Below are 16,621 nucleotides of genomic sequence, written 5' to 3' on the forward strand. Positions count from 1 at the left end.
AAGCGGACCCGAAGGCCCGCTTTTCTGTAAATCCGAAGCGAAAAGATTATTAGCGCTTGGAGAACTGGAACGAACGGCGAGCCTTGGCCTTACCGTACTTCTTACGTTCGACAACGCGGCTGTCGCGGGTCAGGAAGCCACCCTTCTTGAGAACCGTGCGCAGGCCCGGCTCGTAGTAGGTGAGGGCCTTGGAGATGCCGTGACGAACGGCGCCGGCCTGACCGGAGAGACCGCCACCGGCAACGGTGGCAACGATGTCGAACTGACCAGCGCGATTCGAAGCGACGATCGGCTGCTGCAGGATCATCTGCAGAACCGGACGTGCGAAATACTTTTCGAATTCCTTGTCGTTGACGGTGATCTTGCCAGTGCCCGGCTTGACCCATACGCGTGCAACGGCGTCCTTGCGCTTGCCGGTGGCATAGGCGCGGCCCTGTGCGTCCAGCTTCTGGACATGAACCGGAGCGGCAGCTTCGGTCTTGGCAACGGTGCCGAGTTCTTCGAGCGAGTTGAGCTGCTCAGCCATGATTATGCATTCCCTTTGTTCTTGCGGTTCAGCGCTGCGACGTCGAGGACTTCCGGCTGCTGAGCTTCATGCTGATGGTTCGGGCCTGCATAAACGCGCAGGTTCTTCATCTGGCGACGGCCGAGTGGACCACGCGGGATCATGCGCTCGATTGCCTTCTCAAGAACGCGTTCCGGGAAACGGCCTTCGAGGATCTGGCGAGCAGTGCGCTCCTTGATGCCGCCCGGATGGCCGGTGTGCCAGTAATATTTCTTGTCGGCATACTTGTTGCCGGTCAGAACAACCTTGTCGGCATTGATGATGATGACATTGTCGCCATCGTCAACATGCGGGGTGAAGGTTGCTTTGTGCTTGCCACGCAGGCGATTGGCGACGAGCGATGCGAGACGGCCGACGACGAGACCTTCGGCGTCGATCAGCACCCACTTCTTCACCACTTCAGCCGGCTTCTGAGAGAAAGTTGCCATTGAAGTCTTCCTTGACTTGATCCCTGTCCTTGCGAACCGGGCTTTTTTTGTTGCTTGTGTTGGACTGATCCAACCCGAACGAGCGGGCAAAAGATCACTTCTGCTCGCTTCCGGCGGGTCGATATACAATGTTGACGCTTCCGTCAAGCCCTTTAATCCGAGCGCCCGTTTAAAAATTAAACAAAATCAATAAGTTATAGATTTGGTATTATAATACCATATAATTTTCCATCATTTTCAGCGCGGCGGGATCGAATAAGTGGCCGTCGCGTGGGCAACGAGTTCGCCGTTTGCAGCGTCGGTCAGGCTGATTTCGAGCACAGCGAGACGCTTCCCGAGTTTCAGGAGATGCGCCACGGCATCGATCGCTCCGGGAGATGGCTTGCGCAGGAAATTGATGTTCAGGCTGGTCGTCACCGCCAGGGCAACCGGACCAATATGGGCGAGTATGGCGGCATAGGCGGTTACGTCGGCTAGGGCAAAAAGCGAAGGGCCGGACACGGTGCCGCCCGGTCGCAGATGCTGCTCGTCGGCATGAAGGCGCATCGTTGCAGAACCATCGTCGATTGCCGTGATCTCGAATGTGTCGCCAAGCTGTGGGAACTCGCGTTTCATGAAAGCTTGCAGATCCCCGATTGTCATCACGGGGCCGACGCCTGTGCGATGCGTGGTATTGATATTCATGCGTTCCTCCCAACTTAAATACTCAATAAGGGGTGCATGTGCCTCTATGCAAGCACCGGCTCCAGCCATTCGAAGGGAACAGAGATGCAAAATCCTTCCGACGACCAGATTCGCGAAATTCTCCTTTCCGTCAGAACCATAGCGCTTCTCGGCGCTTCGCCGAAGCCGGAGCGCCCGAGCAATGGCGTCATGGAGTTCCTGCTTTCCAAGGGTTACCGCGTGATTCCGGTCAATCCGGGGCAGGCGGGCAAGGATATTCACGGCCAGCGCGTGGTGGCCCGGCTGGCGGATATCGATGAGCCGGTGGACATGATCGATGTCTTCCGCGAACCCTATTCGCTGCCGGGAATCGTCGATGAGGTGCTGGCCATGCAGCCGAGGCCGAAAATCCTGTGGACGCAGCTTGGTGTGGTGCACGAAGAAGCGGGAAACCGCGCCCGCGAAGCAGGTCTGACCGTGGTCATGGACCGTTGTCCAGCCATCGAATACCCCCGCCTGATCGCTGAATAGAAAGTTTTGGATTTAAATTCTGCGATTCCGCCATTTCGCGGAAAATCCGCCTTTGCTTTCCTGGCGGCAACGCCTAACGTCCTGTCATCATTGGGGCTTAGACGCTGGAGGAAATCATGTCGAAACGTTCGCCCGGAATTGAAACGCTGGCTGTCCACGCAGGCGCAAAGCCCGATCCAACGACGGGGGCGCGTGCAACGCCGATCTACCAGACCACATCTTTCGTGTTCGAGGACGCCGACCACGCGGCATCCCTGTTCGGCCTTCAGGCTTTCGGCAATATCTATACGCGCATCACCAACCCGACCACGGCGGTTCTGGAAGAACGCATTGCCGCGCTTGAAGGCGGTACGGCGGCGGTCGCGACCGCATCGGGCCATGCGGCACAGCTGCTCGTGTTCCACACGCTTCTGCGGCCGGGCGACAATTTCATCGCAGCACGGCAGCTCTATGGCGGCTCGATCAACCAGTTCGGCCAGTCGTTCAAGTCTTTCGACTGGCATGTGCGCTGGGCCGATGCTACCAATCCTACCGATTTCGCCAAGCAGATTGACGATCGGACCCGCGCCATCTTCATCGAAAGCTTCGCCAATCCGGGCGGTATTGTCGTGGATATCGAGGCGATTGCCGAAATCGCTCACAAGCACGGCCTGCCGCTGATCGTGGACAACACGCTCGCATCGCCCTATCTGGTGCGCCCGATCGAGCATGGCGCGGATATTGTGGTCCATTCGCTGACCAAGTTTATCGGCGGTCACGGCAATTCGATGGGCGGCATTCTGGTCGATGGCGGAACATTCGACTGGGCGAAGTCCGGCAATTACCCGCTGCTCACAGAACCGCGCCCAGACTATGCCGGCCTGGAACTGCACAAGACTTTCGGAAATATTTCCTTTGCTATCGCTGCCCGTGTTCTGGGCTTGCGGGATTTCGGGCCTGCCATTTCACCGTTCAATGCGTTCCAGATCCTGACGGGCGTGGAAACGCTGCCGCTGCGCATTCAGCGCCACAGCGACAACGCGTTGAAGGTTGCTTCCTGGCTGCACGGTCACGACAAGGTATCATGGGTCAATTATGCCGGATTGCCGCATGATAAATTCCACGCGCTCCAGCAGAAATACGCACCGAAGGGGGCCGGCTCGGTGTTCACTTTCGGCCTCAAGGGCGGATACGACGCTGGCGTGAAATTCGTCGACAGCCTCGACCTCTTCTCACTGCTTGCCAATATTGGTGACACGCGCTCGCTGGTCATCCACCCGGCATCCACCACCCACCGTCAGCTGACCGACGAGCAGAAGGTGGCTGCGGGTGCGGGACCGGATGTGGTGCGCCTTTCCATCGGCATCGAGGATGCTGATGATATCATCGCCGATTTGGAACAGGCGCTGGCGAAGGTCTGATCGATGAGCCGGTTTCTCGATTTCAACCTTTCCGGCATCGAGCCGGAAGAAGGCGCTCCCTTACCGGAGCGCATTCTTTCAGGTAGCCCCGAATTCCGCACATGGAATTTGGAGGAGAACGCCGAAGGAACGCTTTTTGCAGGCATATGGGAGAGTACGCCGGGAAAATGGCGTATCGAATATGACGAATGGGAGTTCTGCCACATTCTTTCCGGCCGCTCCATCGTCAGCGAAGAAGGCGGGGGGAGCCGGGAAGTCGGGGTCGGGGACAGTTTTGTCATCCGACCCGGCTTCAAAGGCAGTTGGGAAGTCATCGAGACCACCCGCAAGGAATATGTGATCAGGCTCTGACGCAAATGCTGTGTGAAACAAAACACCCGCCGGGAGATCGGCGGGTGTTTTGTCTGGTGGCATGTTGTCAGTTATGCGACTCGCGCCTGATCGGTCGGAAAACCGGAACCGTATTCGGTCCGGGCCGCTCTACGGCAGGGGTACCGGACGACGGACGTTCGGGCCGCGGCGGACGAGGGCGATCCGGCCTGTTGTAGCTTGGACGGTTCCGATCCCTGTCCCGGTCGCGGTAACGATAACCGTCGCGATAGCGATAACCAGAATCCCGATAGTAACGCGGGTAACGACGATAATCGCGGTAATAGCCGCCGCTATCATAAATGACGCCGGTGCCGATATAGCTGCCGCGCGAATAATAGGGATCGTAACCGTCGCCGTAATAGCCTTCGGACACGCAGCCGCTAAGCGTCAGGCTGGCAGCGCCGATGCCAAGCGCAAGTAAAATGGATTTCAATGACATGTTCGCTACTCCCGAAAGGCCGGGGTCAGCGCTGGGAACGCAATAACCACGCGGCGAACCACTATTTAGAGGGATTATGCGCATTTCTATCGCTAACCCATAATCAATAAAGATTACAGAACGTTAGCTTGGTTGGCTTACTTCGTATCTCTACGTCAACGGCATTCATTTTCGAACTGATGCTGCATGCCTGTTGAATAACGCAATAACGTTTCAAAAGTTGCTTGGACAGGTAAAAAGCATTCCAAAAGACAAAACCGCCCCGGAGGGCGGTTGAGGTGTTCGGAGTCATTATCAGAGATTACTGAGACTTCGCAGCACCGATCTTAGTAGCGATTTCGGTGAACTTTTCGCTGATGTTGGTTCCCAGCTGGGTTGTTGCCGTGATGATGACGACAGCGATCAGGGCTGCGATGAGGCCGTATTCGATAGCGGTTGCGCCGGATTCATTTTTACGAAAGCGTGCGATAAGCTTGGTCATGTGTTGCTCCTGAGATCATTTTTGTTTGTTTAGCGGTCGTTGTGACCTGCGAGCAAACTATCCGGCAATTATGTTCACCCTCTTAAGTTGCATGGTAAACGGAAGGTGAGTATTGCATATGCTTAATAAAGTGCTGAATACAAAATGAAATTCGAAACTTCGCCATGAAGGACATTGGAGAATTGCTGAATGCAGGGTTGCAGATAGCAATGAGCCCCGCTTGCGCGAGGCTCCATTCTGATGTGGTTGTCGTCCAGCTTACTGCGGCAGCTGAGCGCCAGCCTGCTTAACGGCGTCTGCCATGGTCTGGCAGAGCTTTTCCTCAGAGATGTTCTGCGCTTTTGCGCTCGTGGCAATATCCTGCTCCATACCCATCGCGGAAACCTTGCCTTGCTTGCCGGTTGCTTCGGCAGCTTCGGCCTTGGACGTGTCGGCTGGGGCTGGGATAAGCGCGATCATTTTCGACTGGATTTCGATGGCGCCGCCATCGGTATAACCCTTTTCCTGGCAATACTGGAGAACGCCAAGCTGATTGCGGGCGGCATTATAGGCCATTTCCATCTGCTCCGGCGTTGCCTGAGCGAAAGCCGTGGCAAGATTTGCGCCGAGGAAAAGACCGGTCAAAGAAACACGTACCAGATTGCGCATGATAATTCATCTCCATGAGTCAAATACACGTTGTGATAGAGCGAAATTTTTCGGCGAAGGAAACTCAAGAAAAATTAAATAGTGAAATGAAAAATAAAGAAAAATAATTCCTCGCTGAAGGCGTGAGCGTCATGAATATTTCATGGGGGCGTCATACGCCAGTCATTCCGCAGGTTGCATAAGATTTGCGATCAAACGGAAAGCACCGGGGACAAGTTGGTCGAGCTGGTGGTGCAATACAAGACTCGTATGCGTATGACGGCCTTTGCCAATTCGGGCCGAAACAAGTGAGCCATAAAGCGGTTGTTCTCCATCATCATGCATTGAAAGCAGCGGCTGATAAGCATCGTCCCATGCGGAAGCGAAATAAAGCCCGCGCTCCTTGTGCCAGCCATCCCAATCCGCTTCAGTGATGACATTGGGGCCGACGAGCAGTGGGTGTTCAGGCTTAAGAACTGTAACCGCCGCATCGGGATTTGTAACGCGCCAGCGCAACGAGGGGGAGCCAATCGTCAGTTTTCGCGGCGGCGTTTGGTCGGGATGCCAACCATCGGATGGCCGATGATAGAGCGTCACGAGATGCCCGCCATCTTCTACGAAGCGGTGCAGCCTGGCTGTCGCTGCTGCGAGGTCGTCGCGTATGCCGAAGGCAAATATTCCGACCACGATTGTGGTGAATTGTGAAAGATCGCCCGCAAGATGGTGCGCTTCGAGGTCGGTCATGTCGAAACCCATGCGTTTCAACCAAAGGTCGACATTGTCGGCACCGCCGCCAATGTAGCCAATGCGTGCATTGGGCAGTTTCACATCAAGAACCAGCACCGGCAGCACTGCAGGCTCGCGCCACACGGTTCTGCCAATATGCGGATAGTCGGTAAACTGCATCTGCCAGGCGGGGTTTTCGTTGATCGCAGCTTGGAGGTTTGTCAGGCCCGGTTTCGGAGCGGAAGGCCCATGCAGCACGGCGCTCTGACCGTTCAGGCTTATATTCCAGCCGTTTTGCGATGTGAAAGCAATCCGGTCAGCCTTTCCGTCGACAGCAAGCCTGACCCGCAAATGTTCTTCCCCTCCGGATACAATGACGGCAGGCGGATCGAACTTCAGTGAAGCGGGGGGAACAATAGCGAATGGCTCTTCGAGATCGAAGCCGCACTCCGCCAGATGGTCGTCAAACTGCGCCCTTAGCCGGACAAAAGCTTGCCCGTTACCGCCCAGCGACCGCCATGCAGGCTCGAAAAGCGGGGAAGGTGGCGCGTCTTCCATGAGCGAAACGGTGAAAATCTTTCGTTCCGAGGTTTGCTGCTTGCAGGCGATAGAACAGGTTTCAGGCAGGACAGGTTCAGCCATTATTGCGATTTCTGCCGCTCCGGGACCATGCTCGATGACGAGCCTTGTCTCATCCCCCGACGCCAATATCGGTTTTTCCAGATAAGCACGCTCGAATAGCGAAGCCGCTTCCATCAGGGCAGCATCTATTTCCTGCCGCTTGCGCTCCAGCCTGTGGCCATGCAGCAGGAGAAAACCGTCAGGTGCGCTGGTCAGGACTGTTTTCAGACTTTTCGCCGCATCGGCAAGGTTTTTGATGATGGCTTCACGATCCGGAAACGCTGCAATGGCCTGTTCGACGGATTCATGAACATGAACAAGCTGCTTCCGATTTTCAAATGCCAGCCCATCGGCGAGAACGGCGAGGGTCTCCTGTAGTCCCTCAAGAATTGTCTTTTCCGAACGGCTATCCGGCAGTCTCAGATGCAGTGGCCATTCGACCTTTGGCTTTTCCGGCCATTGACCCATGCCTTGAGTGGCGTGGCAGGCACGCGACCACTCCCCAATGCGGTCAAAATCCGCGCCCGTTGCCTCTTCCCGGCCACTGGCATAAAGCGTCAATGTTGCGTCCGGCGGCGGAAGTTCGTCATCATATGTATCGCCACCGCCTGACCATGCAGGAAGATAGAATTTCGCTACCTGCCACGGCGTCAGCCCCTCAGCAAAATGTTCAGGAAAGGCATCGGGATCGGCGGCGAGCCGTATAGCCCGTTCGGCGGCCCGGGTCATGGCGCGATGGTGACCGTGCTGGCCGGGAACATCGAGAAAGGTAGGCAGCACGATATCCGGGCGCTCGGCGCGATAGGCGCGAACCAGCCGCTCGATGGTCTGCTCCTCTCCCCAATGGGCAAAGGTACCGTCACCATCCTTGGAAAAGCCGAAATCGTGGACGCAATCGTCAGGCCCGTGGCCAAGCCAATGCACGTCGCAATCGAGAATGCGCGCCGCTTCCTCAATCTCGCGGCCGCGGATGACGCCGAGCGCACCGCCGCGTTCAGGGCCGAGCGCGTTCTGTCCGCCTTCGCCCCGCGTCGAACAGGCGATCACCACCCGCACACCAAGTCCGAACCGCAAATAGGCCATGAGGCCGCTTTGCTCGTCGTCCGGATGCGCGCCCGTATGCATCAGCGTCACGGTGGAGCGGAGCCTGCCGAGCGCCCGATGCAGGCGGACGAGGGCGGGGGACGATTTCTGGCGCTCAATGCGCTGGTGGGCGGTCAGCATGATCAGACTTCCGAATTGGTATCGAGCTTCGGCGTCATGGCCTCGAACATCGGAAGGGACGCGGCACCCAGAGCAGCGGTAAACTGTCCCGTCTGTCCGCGAATGACGCGCGGCAATGCGCGGGCGCGGCGGCTCGCGACCGAAATCGGCAGGCCGCCCATATGCCAGATCAGGTCGTCGATAATCGCATCGGGCAACATGCCGCCCAATATGATCGTCTCGGGATCGAGGATATTTTCGATCATGGCGATCATTGGCGCCAGATGGTCGGCAGCCTCCTGCACCCAGCCCATCAGAACCGGATTGCGGGCTTCGTGCAGTTTCTGGAGTGCGTCGAAATCGGTTTCCCCGATGCCCGACGCATGAAGCTTTTCACGCAGGGCATGAAGCGAGGCATAGGTTTCAAGACAGCCCTTCTGGCCGCAGGCGCAGCCACGCCCATTGGGCGTAATGACGATATGGCCGATTTCGCCGGCATTGCCGAAAGCACCGCGAAATGGTGCACCTTCCTGGATCATGCCGAGCCCGATACCGGCCCCGAAATAGATCATGGCGAAGTTGGAAATGGCATGCCCCGCACCGAACAGGCGTTCGCCAACGGCGGCGGCATTGGCATCGTTTTCGACCAGGACGGATTCTCCGCAGGCTTCACTCAAAACCGCCGCCGCGTCGATTCCGGACCAGCCGGGCAGGGTGGTCGGTCCAACCGAACTCATGCCTTCAATGTCGAAAGGCCCCGGCATCACCACGCCTATGCCGAGGAGGCGCGCCGGAAACGAAGTCTTTACTGCATCGACTTCCTTTCGCAACTGCGCGGAAAGCTTGTCGGGGCTGACATCATGGATCGGGCGTACATGCTGCGTTCTTGGCTTGCCGGAAAGATCGAGGGCAGTCGTTACCATATGCGTCGATCCCATTTCGACGCCGATGGTCATCGCGCCTTCAGGATTGACCGCGAACTGGATCGGCGGCTGGCCGCGCCCTGTTTTCAGCCGCCCGAGCTGCATCAACAGGTTCTCTGAAACCAGTTCGTCGACGATATTGGCGATGGCCTGTGCGGTGAGGTGGGTCAGGCGGGCGATGTGCATACGGCCAAGCGGCCCATGCCGGCGCACGACGTCAAGCACCACGCGCCGGTTATGATCGCGGATTCGTTCGGGATTCTTGCCGAGGGTAACCGCAAGCGCCCCGTTTGCAGCGGTCGCAGATGCGGTGACCGGTTCGCCGTCCGATTTCGATGTCATGGTCCCTCCTGTCTCCCGTCAGAGAGATATCGCGGGCTGTTTCTAACAGCAATATATTAATTCAACTAAATTATCTTATTGACAAAACGCTCGCAACATTGAACCGTAAGAGAGGGTGGTGAAGACTGCTCTTGTTCATGTGGGGAAGTGGGTCCCTGCGTGAGGAAAATGGGCGCTGCGCACGACCTGCGCGGCATGTGGTGGAATAAGCGGATGATGCCAGGCATCTCCGTGGCCGTGCCTGGGACCGCATTCGTACCGGTGGGCGGGGCAATAGGGAGGTTTAAATGCGCAAGCTGTTATTGGCAGGTCTGGTTGCGGGGCTCAGCACCGTTGCAATCAATGCCGCACAGGCTGTCGAAATCGAATATTGGCAGTATGTCTTTGAGACACGCGTCAAGGCGATGGACAAGCTGATCGAGAATTTCGAAAAGGCCAATCCGGATATCAAGGTCAAGCAGGTCACGTTCCCTTACGACGATTATCAGACGCGCGTTATCGCAGCCAAGATGGCCGGTAAGAGCCCGGACGTGATGCAGCTCTTCTATGGCTGGCTCGACAAGTTCGTGGCTGGCGGCATTCTGCAGCCGCTGCCGCAGGATGCGTTCCCGCATGACAAGATCGAAAGCGAATTCTTCCCGATCGTTTCGGCGATGAAGCGCGGCGACGAATATTACGGTCTGCCGACCGCCGTGCGTTCGCTGGCGCTTTTCTACAACAAGAAGCTCTTCACCGAAGCTGGTCTCGATCCGAACAATCCGCCCAAGACGCTGGATGAAATGGTCGAAGCCGCCAAGAAGACGACGAAGCGCGACGCTTCCGGCAATCTTCTGGCCGAAGGCATCACGCTCGACATGCCGGGACAGGACCAGCATTGGTGGCGTGAGGTTCTGGTGCGCCAGTTCGGCGGTCAGCCTTACACCGACAACGACCGTAAGGTCGCCTATAATGACGCTGCCGGTGAAAAGGCGCTTGCCTTCTATACCGGTCTCCAGACCGAACATAAGGTCGGCGAAGTCAAGTTCATGGACGAAGGGCAGGCGGCTTTCCGTGCCGGCATGGCAGCCATGACCATCGACGGCACCTTCCGTCTCGGTTCGTTCCGCACCATCAAGGACTTCGAATGGGGTGTGACCGAGCTTCCGGCCAATGCGGAAGGCGTGCGCTCCAACTATGCCAGCTACTTCGCCAACGGCATCAGCGCCAAGGCAAGCGGTGAGAAACTCGAAGCTGCCAAGAAGTTCCTGAATTACATCTCCTCGCCGGAAGCCATGGAAATCTGGCTGAAGGACGTGGGTGAACTGCCTGCGCGCCGTTCGGCGGCCCTGACGGAAACGAACCTTGCCGATCCGATCTACGGTCCGTTCCTGAAAGGTCTGGAATATGCGCACACGACCATGTTCGTGGACGAACTGAAGCAGCGCCAGACTGCGGTCGACATGGCCAACCGCGTCATTCTGGAAAAGCAGCCGGTCAAGGAATCTCTCGAACAGGCCGCCAAGACCGAGCAGGAAGTGCTCGACGCAGCCAAGTAACAGGCTTTGAAATTGCGGCGAGGTACGGCCTCGCCGCAACCGAAGGATCTTGAAACATGACAACGACTGTAGCCGGGACGACTGCAACAGGCGGCACGGCGAAGGAGCCTTCGGGCAACCGCCTGACGGATCGCCTTTCCATGCGCACAAGACGGTTGATCTGGGTCTGGAGCTTTCTGGCTCTCCCGATCCTGTTCTATTCGGTCATCCGCTTTTACCCGACGATAGAGGCTTTCTGGCTGTCGCTTACCGATTGGGATCTGATGAACCCGCCAAAGTTCATCGGCTTCGCCAATTACCAGAAGCTTTTTGCCGATCCCGAATTCTGGAAAGTGTTCCGGAACACCTTCACCTATCTTCTGGTCGGCACACCGATCAGCCTCGTGGTGGCGTTTACGATCGCTTATTTTCTGGATCGTGTGCGCATCATGCACGGCTTTATCCGTGCTCTCTATTTCCTGCCTTATCTCACAACGGCGGCTGCCATGGCATGGGTCTGGCGCTGGTTCTACCAGCCTGCGCCTATCGGTTTCATCAATAATATCCTGAATGCACTGGGCCTTCCGCAGCAGGGTTTCCTGCGCTCGGTCGATCAGGGTCTCTATGCGATCATGGCGACGTCCATCTGGGCCGGCCTCGGTTTCCAGATCATCATCTTCATGGCGGGCCTGCGCGCTGTTCCTAACACTTTCTATGAAGCCGCACGCATCGACGGCCTCGGCGAATGGGCGATCCTGCGCAAGATCACGATCCCGCTTTTGAAGCCCACTACGGTATTCCTCGTCGTCTTCTCGTCCATCGGCTTCCTGCGCATCTTCGATCAGGTCTACAACATGACCACGAATGATCCAGGCGGGCCGCTCGGCTCCACCAAGCCGCTGGTGCTGATGATCTATCAGACCGCCTTCTCCTCCTATGCGATGGGCTATGCGGCTGCGCAAACCGTCGTTCTCTTCACCATCCTGCTTTGCGTCTCGCTGTTGCAGCTCTGGATCCTGAGGGAAAAGAAATGACAGCGTCCGCTCAAAACAAACCGCTCCCGTTCCAGAACCTGCGGCCCGGTCGCATCGTGACATGGACATTGCTGCTTATCGGCGGCCTCATCATGATCACGCCGCTGGCCTTCATGTTCTCCACCTCGCTCAAGACGGCAGGGCAGGTCTACGACCTGCGCCTGATACCGGCAGAGCCGACATTGCAGAACTATGTCACCATTCTCGCCGATGGCCGCTTCCTCCGCTGGTTCCTGAATTCGATGATCGTTGCAGTCGTGGTCACGCTGTCGAACGTGTTCTTCGACAGTCTCGTCGGCTATACGCTGGCGAAATTCCAGTTCCGCGGACGCTATTTCATCTTCCTCGCCATTTTGTCCACGCTGATGATCCCCACCGAAATGCTGGTGATCCCCTGGTATCTCATGTCGAGCAAGCTCGGCTGGCTGGACAGCTACTGGGGCATCATGTTCCCCGGCATGATGACGGCCTTCGGCACCTTCCTTATGAAGCAGTTCTTTGAAGGCGTTCCCAACGACTTTCTGGAAGCTGCCCGCGTCGATGGTCTCAACGAATTCCAGATATGGTGGAAAGTGGCCATGCCGCTTGTGACGCCTGCGCTCTCGGCGCTCGCAATCTTCACCTTCCTCGGCAACTGGACCGCATTCTTCTGGCCGCTGATCGTTGCCACCAGTCCGGAGCTTTACACGCTGCCGGTCGGGCTTTCGAGCTTCGCCGTCGAGCAGTCCATCCAATGGGAAATGATCATGACCGGCGCAGCCATCGCCACGCTTCCCACGCTCGTCGTCTTTCTTCTTCTCCAGCGTTACATCGTGCGCGGTGTCATGCTTGCTGGCCTCAAGGGTTGAACATGTCCGATCTTGATCCACGGCTGTCCGATAAAAGCGTCTTTCCCGATCCGGTTTACAAGAAAACCGTGCTTCGCCCGCTTTTTGACGGCGCCAAGACCCACCATGTCGATGGCTTTCGCCGCATCGACCGCGCCCATCTCGTCATGCTGGTTGAAACCGGCATTCTCGACCGCGAACAGGCTGCAGCCATTGCCGGTGCGCTGGAAGCAATCGACAGGGAAATCGATCCTGCGAAACTGACTTATACCGGTGAGGTGGAGGACTTTTTCTTCCTCATCGAGAAGGAGCTGAAAGCGCGGATCGGCGCCGATATTGCAGGCCGCCTTCACACGGCGCGTTCGCGCAACGATATCGACCATACGCTGTTCAAGCTCGGCCTGAAAGCCCGTATCGATACGTTGATGGCGCAGGCGCGCAACCTGCTGGATGCAATGATTGAAGCCGCGGAACGCGAAAAGCAGACACTGATCGTCGCCTATACGCACGGCCAGCCTGCGCAGCCATCGACTTTCGGCCATTATCTTTCGGCGGCAATCGAGGTTCTCATTCGCGATATGGAACGAATGGAAGCTGCGCGCGCCATCGTCAACATGTCGCCCATGGGGGCGGCGGCCATCACCACCTCAGGCTTCCCGATCGATCGCGCACAGGTCGCTGGCCTGCTGGGCTTTGCCGCCCCCTTGTCCAATTCCTATAGCTGCATCGCAGCGGTGGATTACATCACCTCGACCTACTCGGCGCTGGAACTGATGTTCGTCCATCTCGGGCGTCTCATTCAGGACTTCCAGTTCTGGACCAGTTTCGAGGTCGGCCAGATTTATGTGCCGAATGCCTTCGTGCAGATTTCATCGATCATGCCGCAGAAACGCAATCCGGTTCCGGTGGAACATATGCGCCATCTGGCAAGCCAGACCATGGGCCGCGCCCGCACTGTTCTGGATGTGATGCACAACACGCCCTTCACAGACATGAACGACAGTGAAGGCGAAACGCAGCAGATGGGCTATGAGGCATTCGCTTCCGCAGGCCGCGTGCTCGAACTTCTGGCCGCTTTCATCGGTGCGATCCGCATCGATCCGGCCCGTGTCGCGGAAAACATCCGCCGTTCCTGCATCACGATCACCGAACTGGCGGACTCACTGGTCCGTATCGAAAACCTCTCTTTCCGCCAGGCGCATGAAATCGCGGCCAAGGTTGCTCGCTCTGTCGTGTCGATGGGCGGCGGGCTGGAAAAGGATGGTTTCGAACCTTTCCTTGAAGCATTCCGCGAATCCGCCGGACGCGAGCCATCCTTCGGGCGTGAGAAGTTTGAAGAACTGGTGTCGCCGCAGCATTTCGTGGCTGTGCGTGATCGTCTCGGCGGTCCGGCACCGGCCGCGATGAATGCAGCGCTTGCGCGGCATAAGGCGGAAGCAGATCGCTTCAAGGCGGTGGCTTACGATCATGCAGCCGCAGAGGCCAAGGCTGCTCGCGAACTCAATGAAAAATTCAGTGCACTTGTGGAGGCACGCTGATGGCAACCATCGAACTTGAAAAGCTGGTCAAGCGTTATGGCAAGGTCGAGGCGGTCCGGGCAATCGATCTCCAGATCAAGGACGGCGAATTCGTCGTTTTTGTCGGGCCTTCAGGCTGTGGCAAGTCCACCACCTTGCGCATGATTGCAGGGCTTGAGGATATTTCTGGCGGTCATCTCAAGATCGGCGGTGAAGTCGTCAATGAACGTGACCCCAAACAACGCAACATCGCCATGGTGTTCCAGAACTATGCGATCTATCCGCATATGACCGTGCGCCAGAACATCGGTTTCGGGCTCTACACGTCGAAGCTGTCTAAAGCCGAGAAGGACAAGCGCATTGAGGAAACCGGCAAGGCGCTGGGGCTGGAACCCTATCTCGACCGTCGCCCGGCAGCGTTGTCCGGTGGCCAGCGCCAGCGCGTCGCCATCGGCCGCGCCATGGTGCGCAATCCGTCGGCCTTCCTGTTCGATGAGCCGCTGTCGAATCTCGATGCCCAGCTTCGCGCCCAAATGCGCATTGAAATCAAGCGCTTGCATCAGCGCCTCAAGACGACGACCGTTTATGTGACCCACGATCAGGTCGAGGCCATGACCATGGCCGACCGCATCGTCGTCATGCGGGATGGCCGTATTCTTCAGACCGGCACACCGACAGAGCTTTATGAAAACCCGACCGATGTGTTTACGGCACGCTTCATCGGCAGCCCGTCGATGAACCTGATTGCCGGCCGCCGAAGCGGTGCGGGCGTCGAACTTGCACCCGATGGCGACATTCTGATCGGCGTTCGCCCGCACGACCTCAAAGTCGAGGAGGGAACGGCCAATGGCCTGTCGCTTACCGGTACGGTGACGGCGGTTGAGCCGCTTGGTGCGGAAACGCTCGTGCATCTCGATGTCAACGGCGTTTCGGTCATTGCAACGGCGCCGGGCAAGGTCATTCCCGCAACGGGCGGCACGCTTTCCGTGTCTGCGCCAGCCGGAAGCCTTTATCTCTTCGATGCCAGGACCGAGAAGAGCCTGGGCCGCCTATGATGCCGCAACAGTTCAGGCGTCCGGCTGTCCTCAGCATCGGACGGATTTATTGCGACCTCATCTTCACCGGGCTGCAATCGCTGCCGCAGCCGGGACGCGAGGTCTTTGCAGAAAACATGAAGATGGCGGCGGGAGGCGGTGCTTTCATTTCCGCGGCGCATCTCGCCCATGCGGGAAGGGCGGTTGCGCTGGTTGCGCGGCTTGGCTTCGACGGACTGTCACGCGGGCTTGAGCCGGATCTGAAGATCGACGGTGTCGATCTGCGCTTTCTGGAGCGGGCCGACGATGCCGGGCCGCAGGTGACGGTGGCAAGCGTGATCGGCAATGACCGCGCATTTCTGTCGCGCCGCGCCGGTTCGGCGCTTCCCACAACCCTTTCTGCTGCCTTGCAATGGAAGGATGCAGGGCATTTGCATATTGCTGAATTTGCAACGCTGCACGAAATCCCTGACCTCGTGCGGCAGGCAAAGGCGGCGGGTCTGTCCGTCTCGCTCGACCCAAGTTGGGACGATGCGCGGATCCATGATCCAAGCCTGCTTGCCGCCTGTGAAGGCGTCGATATCTTCCTGCCAAACCGCGAGGAAGCGCAGGCCATCACCGGCTACGATGACCCCGCAAAGGCGCTCGATGCGCTGGCGGTCCATTTCCCGGTCGTCGCTCTCAAGGGGGGCGGCGAGGGCGCGTGGCTGCGCACTGCTGATTCCAATATTCATATGGCGGCAAAGGATGTGCCGGTTGTCGATACGACCGGGGCCGGCGATGCCTTCAATGCCGGTTTCATCGATTCCTGGCTCGAAGGTCACGATGTTCATCGTGCACTCGCTGCCGGTATCGAATATGGAAGCCTTGCAGTGCAGGCGGCGGGCGGCGCTTCCATCCTGCGTTCGCCTGACCGTCTGGCGGGATAAAATTCGGGGCGGCGGCTGAATGCTTGCCGCCCCCGACAATTTGTTTTCCTGCTTCGTTCAGCAATCATCAACACCGGGTGCCGACTTAGCCGACGCTTGGCTTGATGCGGTGTTTTTCGGGTGGCTGTCCTGCGTCTGACTGGTCCCTTGGCGGGAGGACGGAGGTGCTTGTAGAAAAATACAAGAAAGAAGCCAGATGCTGATTTTTGCACTTGCGCTCGTCGCGCGAATTGCCTAAACGGCTCTCACAACGACTGGCCAGACACTTGGCGAAGCAGTCGGGCGATTAGCTCAGTTGGTAGAGCGCTTCGTTTACACCGAAGATGTCGGGAGTTCGAGTCTCTCATCGCCCACCACTTACCCCCTTGAAATTGCTTGTAAATTTTGACTGAATAGATTGCGCGGTTGTTCGCGTTTTTCGCCTCGCAACAGCCTAGCAACAGCA

17 protein-coding genes and 1 tRNA gene are annotated in these 16,621 nt (G+C 57.7%); 10 read left to right on the plus strand and 8 right to left on the minus strand.

Annotated elements, in window-relative coordinates:
* Nucleotides 1-49: 49 nt before the first annotated feature.
* The 3 genes from rpsI to ACOWVS_RS04245 form a co-directional block, all read right to left on the minus strand.
* Nucleotides 50-526 carry a 30S ribosomal protein S9 gene (gene rpsI / locus ACOWVS_RS04235; protein ID WP_006466519.1) on the minus strand — a complete coding sequence of 159 codons (477 nt, stop codon included), beginning with the start codon at nt 524-526 and terminating at the stop codon, nt 50-52.
* Nucleotides 527-528: 2 nt separating this feature from the next.
* A complete protein-coding gene (rplM, locus tag ACOWVS_RS04240; protein ID WP_006472812.1) occupies nt 529-993 on the minus strand; it encodes a 50S ribosomal protein L13 in 465 nt (154 codons plus the stop codon).
* Nucleotides 994-1,230: 237 nt separating this feature from the next.
* Complete coding sequence (locus tag ACOWVS_RS04245) at nt 1,231-1,677, minus strand: PaaI family thioesterase (protein ID WP_025091389.1); 447 nt, start codon at nt 1,675-1,677, stop codon at nt 1,231-1,233.
* An 84-nt stretch (nt 1,678-1,761) separates the two neighbouring features.
* Here ACOWVS_RS04245 and ACOWVS_RS04250 point away from each other — a divergent pair, with 84 nt between their 5' ends.
* From ACOWVS_RS04250 to ACOWVS_RS04260, 3 genes are all read left to right on the plus strand, one after another.
* Nucleotides 1,762-2,187 (plus strand): CoA-binding protein, encoded by a 426-nt coding sequence (locus ACOWVS_RS04250; protein WP_025091390.1) that lies wholly within the window; start codon nt 1,762-1,764, stop codon nt 2,185-2,187.
* Nucleotides 2,188-2,303: 116 nt separating this feature from the next.
* A complete protein-coding gene (locus tag ACOWVS_RS04255; RefSeq protein WP_006466523.1) occupies nt 2,304-3,587 on the plus strand; it encodes an O-acetylhomoserine aminocarboxypropyltransferase in 1,284 nt (427 codons plus the stop codon).
* 3 nt (nt 3,588-3,590) lie between these two features.
* A complete protein-coding gene (locus ACOWVS_RS04260; RefSeq protein WP_075041644.1) occupies nt 3,591-3,938 on the plus strand; it encodes a cupin domain-containing protein in 348 nt (115 codons plus the stop codon).
* A 67-nt stretch (nt 3,939-4,005) separates the two neighbouring features.
* Here the strand turns inward: ACOWVS_RS04260 and ACOWVS_RS04265 are convergent, their stop codons facing one another.
* The 5 genes from ACOWVS_RS04265 to ACOWVS_RS04285 form a co-directional block, all read right to left on the minus strand.
* Nucleotides 4,006-4,398, minus strand: coding sequence for a hypothetical protein (locus tag ACOWVS_RS04265; RefSeq protein ID WP_075041645.1), 393 nt, complete (start codon nt 4,396-4,398; stop codon nt 4,006-4,008).
* Nucleotides 4,399-4,699: 301 nt separating this feature from the next.
* Entirely contained in the window at nt 4,700-4,879 is a 180-nt protein-coding gene (locus ACOWVS_RS04270; protein ID WP_022567407.1) for a Flp family type IVb pilin, read from the minus strand.
* A gap of 258 nt (nt 4,880-5,137) precedes the next feature.
* Nucleotides 5,138-5,527 (minus strand): pore-forming ESAT-6 family protein, encoded by a 390-nt coding sequence (locus ACOWVS_RS04275; protein ID WP_006472819.1) that lies wholly within the window; start codon nt 5,525-5,527, stop codon nt 5,138-5,140.
* A 162-nt stretch (nt 5,528-5,689) separates the two neighbouring features.
* Entirely contained in the window at nt 5,690-8,077 is a 2,388-nt protein-coding gene (locus tag ACOWVS_RS04280) for a PIG-L family deacetylase (RefSeq protein WP_006466528.1), read from the minus strand.
* A 2-nt stretch (nt 8,078-8,079) separates the two neighbouring features.
* The gene (locus ACOWVS_RS04285) at nt 8,080-9,321 is read right to left on the minus strand and encodes an ROK family protein (protein WP_006466529.1); all 1,242 of its coding nucleotides are present in this window, start codon (nt 9,319-9,321) and stop codon (nt 8,080-8,082) included.
* A gap of 287 nt (nt 9,322-9,608) precedes the next feature.
* Here ACOWVS_RS04285 and ACOWVS_RS04290 point away from each other — a divergent pair, with 287 nt between their 5' ends.
* The 7 genes from ACOWVS_RS04290 to ACOWVS_RS04320 all read left to right on the plus strand — a co-directional run bounded on the left by ACOWVS_RS04290 (nt 9,609) and on the right by ACOWVS_RS04320 (nt 16,532).
* On the plus strand, nt 9,609-10,856 hold the full coding sequence (locus ACOWVS_RS04290) for an extracellular solute-binding protein (RefSeq protein ID WP_006466530.1): 1,248 nt from the start codon (nt 9,609-9,611) through the stop codon (nt 10,854-10,856).
* A gap of 140 nt (nt 10,857-10,996) precedes the next feature.
* On the plus strand, nt 10,997-11,869 hold the full coding sequence (locus ACOWVS_RS04295; RefSeq protein WP_036565766.1) for a carbohydrate ABC transporter permease: 873 nt from the start codon (nt 10,997-10,999) through the stop codon (nt 11,867-11,869).
* Entirely contained in the window at nt 11,866-12,717 is an 852-nt protein-coding gene (locus ACOWVS_RS04300; protein WP_006472820.1) for a carbohydrate ABC transporter permease, read from the plus strand. The genes ACOWVS_RS04295 and ACOWVS_RS04300 overlap by 4 nt, the downstream gene beginning before the upstream one ends.
* A 2-nt stretch (nt 12,718-12,719) precedes the next feature.
* Nucleotides 12,720-14,234 (plus strand): argininosuccinate lyase, encoded by a 1,515-nt coding sequence (gene argH / locus ACOWVS_RS04305; protein WP_006472821.1) that lies wholly within the window; start codon nt 12,720-12,722, stop codon nt 14,232-14,234.
* Nucleotides 14,234-15,268 (plus strand): ABC transporter ATP-binding protein, encoded by a 1,035-nt coding sequence (locus ACOWVS_RS04310; RefSeq protein ID WP_006466534.1) that lies wholly within the window; start codon nt 14,234-14,236, stop codon nt 15,266-15,268. The genes argH and ACOWVS_RS04310 overlap by 1 nt, the downstream gene beginning before the upstream one ends.
* Nucleotides 15,265-16,176 carry a carbohydrate kinase family protein gene (locus ACOWVS_RS04315; protein ID WP_006466535.1) on the plus strand — a complete coding sequence of 304 codons (912 nt, stop codon included), beginning with the start codon at nt 15,265-15,267 and terminating at the stop codon, nt 16,174-16,176. Before ACOWVS_RS04310 ends, ACOWVS_RS04315 begins: the two co-directional genes overlap by 4 nt.
* 280 nt (nt 16,177-16,456) lie before the next feature.
* Nucleotides 16,457-16,532, plus strand: a tRNA-Val gene (locus ACOWVS_RS04320).
* The last annotated feature ends 89 nt before the right edge of the window (nt 16,533-16,621 follow it).

The organism is Brucella sp. IR068 (assembly GCF_049065885.1).
Classification (GTDB): domain Bacteria; phylum Pseudomonadota; class Alphaproteobacteria; order Rhizobiales; family Rhizobiaceae; genus Brucella; species Brucella intermedia.

What these genes read in the sequence shown, in the direction of transcription:
- rpsI (WP_006466519.1), bottom strand. Translation starts at nt 526, where the DNA reads ATGGCTGAGCAGCTCAACTCGCTCGAAGAACTCGGCACCGTTGCCAAG.
- rplM (WP_006472812.1), bottom strand. Translation starts at nt 993, where the DNA reads ATGGCAACTTTCTCTCAGAAGCCGGCTGAAGTGGTGAAGAAGTGGGTG.
- ACOWVS_RS04245 (WP_025091389.1), bottom strand. Translation starts at nt 1,677, where the DNA reads ATGAATATCAATACCACGCATCGCACAGGCGTCGGCCCCGTGATGACA.
- ACOWVS_RS04250 (WP_025091390.1), top strand. Translation starts at nt 1,762, where the DNA reads ATGCAAAATCCTTCCGACGACCAGATTCGCGAAATTCTCCTTTCCGTC.
- ACOWVS_RS04255 (WP_006466523.1), top strand. Translation starts at nt 2,304, where the DNA reads ATGTCGAAACGTTCGCCCGGAATTGAAACGCTGGCTGTCCACGCAGGC.
- ACOWVS_RS04260 (WP_075041644.1), top strand. Translation starts at nt 3,591, where the DNA reads ATGAGCCGGTTTCTCGATTTCAACCTTTCCGGCATCGAGCCGGAAGAA.
- ACOWVS_RS04265 (WP_075041645.1), bottom strand. Translation starts at nt 4,398, where the DNA reads ATGTCATTGAAATCCATTTTACTTGCGCTTGGCATCGGCGCTGCCAGC.
- ACOWVS_RS04270 (WP_022567407.1), bottom strand. Translation starts at nt 4,879, where the DNA reads ATGACCAAGCTTATCGCACGCTTTCGTAAAAATGAATCCGGCGCAACC.
- ACOWVS_RS04275 (WP_006472819.1), bottom strand. Translation starts at nt 5,527, where the DNA reads ATGCGCAATCTGGTACGTGTTTCTTTGACCGGTCTTTTCCTCGGCGCA.
- ACOWVS_RS04280 (WP_006466528.1), bottom strand. Translation starts at nt 8,077, where the DNA reads ATGCTGACCGCCCACCAGCGCATTGAGCGCCAGAAATCGTCCCCCGCC.
- ACOWVS_RS04285 (WP_006466529.1), bottom strand. Translation starts at nt 9,321, where the DNA reads ATGACATCGAAATCGGACGGCGAACCGGTCACCGCATCTGCGACCGCT.
- ACOWVS_RS04290 (WP_006466530.1), top strand. Translation starts at nt 9,609, where the DNA reads ATGCGCAAGCTGTTATTGGCAGGTCTGGTTGCGGGGCTCAGCACCGTT.
- ACOWVS_RS04295 (WP_036565766.1), top strand. Translation starts at nt 10,997, where the DNA reads ATGCGCACAAGACGGTTGATCTGGGTCTGGAGCTTTCTGGCTCTCCCG.
- ACOWVS_RS04300 (WP_006472820.1), top strand. Translation starts at nt 11,866, where the DNA reads ATGACAGCGTCCGCTCAAAACAAACCGCTCCCGTTCCAGAACCTGCGG.
- argH (WP_006472821.1), top strand. Translation starts at nt 12,720, where the DNA reads ATGTCCGATCTTGATCCACGGCTGTCCGATAAAAGCGTCTTTCCCGAT.
- ACOWVS_RS04310 (WP_006466534.1), top strand. Translation starts at nt 14,234, where the DNA reads ATGGCAACCATCGAACTTGAAAAGCTGGTCAAGCGTTATGGCAAGGTC.
- ACOWVS_RS04315 (WP_006466535.1), top strand. Translation starts at nt 15,265, where the DNA reads ATGATGCCGCAACAGTTCAGGCGTCCGGCTGTCCTCAGCATCGGACGG.